This window comes from Congregibacter sp. (assembly GCF_045107095.1).
Lineage (GTDB): Bacteria > Pseudomonadota > Gammaproteobacteria > Pseudomonadales > Halieaceae > Congregibacter.
In genome coordinates this window covers 1-5842 of the sequence record NZ_JBGCFU010000112.1, presented here as the reverse complement: position 1 = coordinate 5842, position 5842 = coordinate 1, and the positions used below count along the sequence as shown (strand labels likewise).

Sequence of the window (5842 nt, the reverse complement as noted above, 5' to 3'; positions counted from 1 at the left end):
TCCGACGGTTTCGTTCATGTAGGGCTGCAGCGCAGTGGCCCAGGCAATTTCAAACACCGGCGCCATGATGAACAAACTCAAAAACAGCGATAAGCCCAAAATGATCTGGTTCGACGGCGTCTGCGCGGTACCCAAGGCCTGACGCAAAATTGCCAGCACAATCAGGATGCGTGTAAACGACGTCATGGTGATCAATGCCGCCGGAATCAAAGTCAGCAAAGTCATGAGCAGCAAGATCTGCAGACTCATGGAGTAATCGCTTCCACCTGCTGCGCTGGGCTGCACCGAAACTAATGGAATGCCCGTCTGTGCCCAGGAAAGCTCCGGCAGGAGCAACAGACATACCGCTAGGGCAAACCCGCCCGAAGCTTTTGCAAACAGCGCGTTGATAAACGATGTCTTCATGAAGGAGGATTTCATGAGCGGCTTCCCAAAGGGTTAGCCGCACGGAGCACCGCCGCAAAGTCCGGCGCGGCCGATTCCTGAGCGCTAGTGTCTATCAGAGGCTCTGGCAGCACATGGAGGGTTCGAACAGAGCCGGGAGCAACACCAATCAAAAGCTGCTCACCACCCACTTCCATTAAGACGACCTTTTCTCGCTGGCCAACGCTTGCGCTGCCAATCACGCGAAGAGCAGATGCACTTCCGACGCTGACGCCGTTGAAGCGTTTCAGGAAGTAGACGACGGCGAACAAGCAAACAAAAACCAGCACCAATGATCCCAAAACCTGAAACAGGTATCCGGCGCTGAACAGCTCCGTTGGCGCACTTGCAGCGGAGTCCGATGCAGGCAGCTGTGCCTGAACGCTGGAAGACAGCAACAATGCGAGAGGAGCAAAAAGCTTGGAGCGAAGAATATTCATTTGAGCTTTTTGAGACGCTCCGATGGGCTCACAACGTCTATGAGTCGGAGACCAAACTGCCCGGAAGATTCCACCACCTCACCGCGAGCTATAAGCGTGCCGTTGACCATGAGATCCAAATGCTCACTGACACCGCGGTCGAGGCTAACGATGGATCCTTGATTCAGGGCCAGTAAATCCTTTATGGGTAAGCGTGCGCGACCGATCTCCACGGACAAGGTGACTTGCACGTCCATCAGAAGATCGAGATCAATTTTTCCGCCGGCACTGGCCGCCGGAGCGGTACCGCCCTGGAGCTCCTCGGGAGGCTCTGCGGTTACTGCGTCGTTTGCTTGTTCATCACTCATAGTCTTCTCCAAAACCTAGTTAGTTGCCGGTAGCAACGAACTGGCGAGTGTTTGTACTTGAACGGCTTTCTTGCCGTCGAAACTTCCATAGCGCCCCTCTGCGAGAGTCACGTTCTCAATCTTCAGGATCACTTCTTCGGTAGATTTCAGCGGAATCACGGCACCGGCCTCCAACTCGAGTAGATCTGACAAAGCGATAGATTGAGTGGCGAGCACACCTGCGAGATCCAGCTCAATGCCTGGCAGCTCGCGACGAAAGAAAGGCTCCCAGCTTTGGCCATCGCTGGGCTCATCTTTTTTGCGCGGTGGTGCAAAGCGCGCTCGGTAGGGCTCCAAGGACGCGAAAGGAAGGAGCAAATTCACGCTACTGGAGAACTCACCAACGCTGAGAGAAAAAACCAGACTCAGCAAGATATCGGAAGAAGGGAGCATCTCGAGACGATCGGGCACGCCCATCGTTCCCAGCTCGCCTGCTTCCAGCGGCAATTTCTCGCGCCAGGATTCGACGATACTGGCGATCTGAAACTCAGCAATTCGCTCCGCGAGTCGAAGCTCTGTGGGCGTTAAGCTCGTCCTTGTGTTTTCCTGGGGCGCTCCGCCCCCGCCAAAGTAGGCATTAACGGCAAAGGACAAAAGACCCGACGGCGAGATACAAAACGCGGGACCCGCAAGGGGCGACAGGCTTGTAGTCGTGACGGCAACACTGGGTTCAAGGGATGCAATCGCATCCGCAACAGTGACTAGCTCCGGTGTCTCTGCACGAACCAGAAACTCAATGGAGAAACTATTTTCGAGGGCTGTGCCCAGCATGTCCGCATGGCGTTCTACCAGCGGACCAAGAGCAACAAATTCGCGCAGAAGCGATTGCTCCCGCGCCGAGAAATCAAAGCGGCGGAACTGGCCATCGTCAGCAGAGTCATCTGCCGAGGTGTTCTCGTCAACGCTTTCCATGAGCGCATCGATCTCACCTTCTGTTAAGACGTCATCACTGGCCATTCCCGCTCCATGATCATTGCAACACAAAGTTCTCGAAGTAAATTTTCTGGATCCCGTCGGCAGGAGCCAGTCCCAGGGACTTGTTCACGGCGACTAAGGCATCGGCACGCAATTTGTCTTTGCCTTCTATAGTCTTCAGTGCCGCAAAATCCTGCTGACTAAACAAGGTAATCAAGGCATCTCGAATAGCCGGCATATCTCTCGTTGCCTGGTCTACAGCCTCTTGCTTATAAGCCATCAACTGCATTTCGGCTTGTACGTACCGCGTACGACCACCGTGCTCCAGGTTGACCAAGAGCTTTTCCACATCCAGATACAGCGGGACCTTCGGCGCCTCTTCGACGACTTCTTCAACGGCCTCCTCGCCTTCCGCGCTGTCACCGCCAGACAAGAAGAAAAACGCGCCAGCACCACCACCCAACAGCACTACGACTGCCACAAGAATGATGATTAATTTGCCCTTGCCGCCTGATTTTTCTTCGACCTCGACCGCGTCGCCGCCCAGATTCAAGTTGTCTTTACCGGCCATTAGCCTTCTCCCGTGTCATCGGCTTGCACTTTCCACCGTGCACACATACACACGGAGGACAGAGCAATTGCCATACCAGTGGAAATTTCCACATTAAAAACAATACGTTACAAATTCTATTAATGGGTGATCGCCAGTATTTTGACGCATCTTTGCTGGAATGCGTCAGCATACAAACGTGGGCACTAGCCCCTAATCAATCACCGCGGAAGGATGGTAGAACGAATACGTCCCGGATAAAAACAATTCCAGGAATCCGCCGCATTGCGCGGCGATCAACAAAACGGGAGATAACTATCCAGATGACTATCTAAGTGACTATCTAAGTGACTGTCTATGTGACTATCTATGTGACTATCTAGATATAGGTATCAATCCGCGAACTGGTCCCCGTGGACGCGACCAACACTGAAGAATCTGGCTCATCAATCTCCGTCATGCCTTCTGAATCCCCAATGGCGTTGGCCTGACCTTGCCCGGCTTCATCCTGCAGCCCCTGCTCGCCCACGTCGGCGTTCGCTAGTTGCAGACCGCTCTGCTCAAGCATTTCCCGGAGTCTGGGTAGAGATTGTTCGATCGCATCTCGCGCGGCACTGGTTTCGGCCGTGAAGGCCACCTTGGTCTGGTCACCCTCGGTAGTCACGGTAACCTGAAGTCGCCCCAGCTCCGCTGGGTGGAGCTGCAATCGCGCCTCACGCACCCCATCGCGCACCAGGGTTTTCATACGAGCAGTGAGCTCTCCAGGAAACTCAAAGTCATCTGGCGCTCGAGAAAGAGAATACTCCGGCATGCCAGCTGCGGCCGCAGCCGTATTGGGGCTAGCAGCGGTTGTGCTGGGAGCCATGCCCGCTATTGGCGCTGACGCCGCCGTAGCCGCCACATCACTTCGGGGCATTGAACTGGTCGCTCGGAACAGCTCATTAGCGCCATCGATCTGAACATCAACAACCCGCTGGCTCCCGGATTGGGAGTCCATATTGGCGCGGAGCCAGTCTGCGGTTGTTGCTTTTAGTGCACTGGAGTCAGCTTGAACGGAATTAAGCTTTTGCCCTTCAGCTGCGGATGCACCCGATGTCTGCGCTGTATCAAGACCACTGGGTGTTTTCTGAAGTTGTGATACGTCAGAGCTCTGCAGACCGCTTTGACTGATCGCGGCTAGCGCGGCGTCAGGGGTTGGTACTGGAGTGCCAGCCTGAGCCGATACCGAAGACGCCTTAACCGCCTTTGATCCCTCCGCCGTCAGCGCAGCGAGGTTCTGAGCATCAGGGGAAGTCTTGCCGGTGACTGTCTCATTAACTGAATTGCCTGAAGCCGCCACCACCTTAGTAGTCAAGCCAGACGATTCCTTTGCTAAACCCAGCTGTGCCGCAGTGGAACTCTCAAGTTTGCTGGAGGCATCAACGGCTAATCCGTTGGCAGAATTGGAAACTGTGGGAGCCTCCACTGATATTTTCGGTAGCAAGTCTCGCAGTAACGCAGCGCCCTCAGCGTCCGTCAATGAGGAGTCATCGGCAGCTATTTCCTCGGCGTCCCGCGCAGCTGCTTCCGCACTGTCTTTATCGCTATCGGTTACAGCTTCGCGAGATCCGTCCGCAGATTGCACGGTAGATGCCTCATCAAGGTTTGCCACGTCGGCAGCCTGATTCCCTTCCTCCGGCAAGCCATTGCCGGTGTTTTCATCCACCGAGCTACCGTCATTTCGCGTCTGATAAGAGGACTCGGCGGGCTTGTCTGCCTTTTGGCTGCGACTTTGCTGCTTATCCAAAACACGGGAGAAGTCGTCACTTTGGCCGAATTTAGACTCAGAATTGGTGCTTTTTGCGCCTTTTGCGCCGGAGGGCTCCAGCGATGCAACACTCAACAATGGCGAATTCAAACTGTCTGCCATGACGGCCTCTTTCAGAACAAGATCACTATTAGCCCTGTAACAGCAAGCGTTGTGCCAAATCAGCCGTTCCCGTCAAAACGCTGCAGACTCACTTCGTCGCTGTGTTTTTGCTCTGCTTTGTCACCCGCACGCAGCAGGTCCAAACGTCCTCGGCTAATGAGCTCATCAACGCTGGAACGCCGAAGGGTTCTGTCAACCAGGTTTTCTCGATTGGACTCCAGCTCAACCTGAGTGCGGCTGTTTTCCTGGCCCTGAAGGCTGATGGCGTCGTTGAGATTGTGAAGAAAGCGTCGGTAGTCCACCAACTGCCGGGCATCCATACCCGAGCTTGCCATCGCCTGGAGGCGCAGCTCGTATTCCTGTTTGAACTGTTCCAGCTGAGACAGCTTGGCAGAAGACTGATCGTGAGCCTGCTGGCTACGCTGGAGCGTTCCCGCCGCACGGTTCTCTTCAGTCTTGGCAACCAGCGCGACCTTGTCGAGTTTATCCAGCTCCATCACGAGGCCATAGCATTGGCATTGGCATTGGCATTGGCATGAGCGTGAGCGGAACCACTCAGATAACGAGCGGTGTTCACAAGGTCATTAACGCTTTGCGTCATGGTGACTTTTTGTTGCTCAGCTTGTCGCACAAGTTGCCTCAAAGGCTCATGGGCGCGCAGCGCCTGGTCAATCTTGGGGTCGCTGCCATGCTCATAGGCTCCGATGGAAATAAGATCCTTGTTTTGCCGGTAGACCGAGTATAGCTCTTTAAGGGCCCGCGCTAACTCTTGTTGGTTCTCGTCGGTAATGCCGGGCATGGCGCGACTAACGGACGCCTCGAGGTCAATGGCTGGAAACAACCCCGAGTCCGCTACGCCGCGAGACAAGACTATGTGTCCATCCAAAATAGCGCGAGCTGCGTCGGCTATCGGATCGTTATGGTCATCCCCCTCGACCAACACCGTATACACCGCGGTGATGGATCCGACTCGGCCGTTTCCTGCACGCTCAACAAGATTGGGTAGTAGCGAAAACACCGAGGGCGGATAGCCCTTGGATACGGGAGGCTCCCCCACCGCCAACCCGATTTCCCGCTGCGCCTGCGCAAAGCGCGTCAACGAATCCATTAGCAGTAAAACATCGCGACCCTGATCGCGAAAATGCTCCGCGATGGCCGTCGCTCGCCAAGCACCGTGCACACGCATTAGCGGTGGATAATCCGCCGGAGTCGCAACCAC

The 5842-nt window shown here is 55.1% G+C and carries 6 protein-coding genes and 2 pseudogenes; all 8 read right to left on the bottom strand.

Annotated features, from left to right (window positions below):
* Positions 1-420 (bottom strand): annotated as a pseudogene (locus tag AB8B76_RS14040) (flagellar biosynthetic protein FliP); the annotation flags it as partial.
* Entirely contained in the window at positions 417-863 is a 447-nt protein-coding gene (fliO, locus tag AB8B76_RS14035) for a flagellar biosynthetic protein FliO (protein WP_405273411.1), read from the bottom strand. The gene fliO and the pseudogene AB8B76_RS14040, both read right to left, overlap by 4 nt.
* The gene (gene fliN, locus AB8B76_RS14030; protein ID WP_405273409.1) at positions 860-1210 is read right to left on the bottom strand and encodes a flagellar motor switch protein FliN; all 351 of its coding nucleotides are present in this window, start codon (positions 1208-1210) and stop codon (positions 860-862) included. The genes fliO and fliN overlap by 4 nt, the downstream gene beginning before the upstream one ends.
* Before the next feature lie 15 nt (positions 1211-1225).
* Positions 1226-2206 carry a flagellar motor switch protein FliM gene (locus AB8B76_RS14025; protein WP_405273408.1) on the bottom strand — a complete coding sequence of 327 codons (981 nt, stop codon included), beginning with the start codon at positions 2204-2206 and terminating at the stop codon, positions 1226-1228.
* Positions 2207-2219: 13 nt separating this feature from the next.
* Positions 2220-2735: a flagellar basal body-associated protein FliL gene (gene fliL, locus AB8B76_RS14020; protein WP_405273406.1), complete on the bottom strand. Its 516-nt coding sequence runs from the start codon at positions 2733-2735 to the stop codon at positions 2220-2222.
* A gap of 358 nt (positions 2736-3093) precedes the next feature.
* Positions 3094-4623 (bottom strand): flagellar hook-length control protein FliK, encoded by a 1530-nt coding sequence (locus AB8B76_RS14015; protein ID WP_405273404.1) that lies wholly within the window; start codon positions 4621-4623, stop codon positions 3094-3096.
* Between the two features lie 59 nt (positions 4624-4682).
* Positions 4683-5120: a flagellar export protein FliJ gene (fliJ, locus tag AB8B76_RS14010; RefSeq protein WP_405273402.1), complete on the bottom strand. Its 438-nt coding sequence runs from the start codon at positions 5118-5120 to the stop codon at positions 4683-4685.
* A pseudogene (gene fliI, locus AB8B76_RS14005) lies at positions 5120-5842 on the bottom strand (flagellum-specific ATP synthase FliI); the annotation flags it as partial. The pseudogene fliI and the gene fliJ, both read right to left, overlap by 1 nt.

Excerpts from the sequence above, each read along its gene's own strand:
- fliN (WP_405273409.1), bottom strand. The coding sequence starts at position 1,210 with ATGAGTGATGAACAAGCAAACGACGCAGTAACCGCAGAGCCTCCCGAG.
- AB8B76_RS14025 (WP_405273408.1), bottom strand. The coding sequence starts at position 2,206 with ATGGCCAGTGATGACGTCTTAACAGAAGGTGAGATCGATGCGCTCATG.
- AB8B76_RS14015 (WP_405273404.1), bottom strand. The coding sequence starts at position 4,623 with ATGGCAGACAGTTTGAATTCGCCATTGTTGAGTGTTGCATCGCTGGAG.
- fliJ (WP_405273402.1), bottom strand. The coding sequence starts at position 5,120 with ATGGAGCTGGATAAACTCGACAAGGTCGCGCTGGTTGCCAAGACTGAA.
- fliO (WP_405273411.1), bottom strand. The coding sequence starts at position 863 with ATGAATATTCTTCGCTCCAAGCTTTTTGCTCCTCTCGCATTGTTGCTG.
- fliL (WP_405273406.1), bottom strand. The coding sequence starts at position 2,735 with ATGGCCGGTAAAGACAACTTGAATCTGGGCGGCGACGCGGTCGAGGTC.